The organism is Streptococcus mitis, assembly GCF_946190275.1.
Taxonomy (GTDB): Bacteria; Bacillota; Bacilli; order Lactobacillales; family Streptococcaceae; genus Streptococcus; species Streptococcus mitis_DC.
Map to the genome: position 1 here is coordinate 1 of NZ_CAMHZQ010000099.1, position 251 is coordinate 251.

Sequence of the window (251 nt, forward strand, 5' to 3'; positions counted from 1 at the left end):
TGGGGATCAATAACGACACGCTGATGGTCCAGGAGTTTCTCCATGGTACGGAGTATGCGGTAGACACCGCAAGCTATGATGGCGGGCATGCGATCTCCAGCATTTGTCGATACAACAAGACCGATAACGGGCCATTCATGGCGGTCTACGACACCATGGATTGGATGCCACCCGACTTTGAGAAGGCCCAGGAGCTCCGCGAGTACGCAGTGAAGGTGCTCGACGCGGTAGGAATGAGGTACGGCACCAGT

General features: G+C 55.8%; 1 protein-coding gene. It reads left to right on the plus strand.

From position 1 onward, the window contains the following. On the plus strand, nt 1–251 hold a 251-nt coding region (locus N8M20_RS10395; protein ID WP_261080537.1), incomplete at both ends, for a hypothetical protein.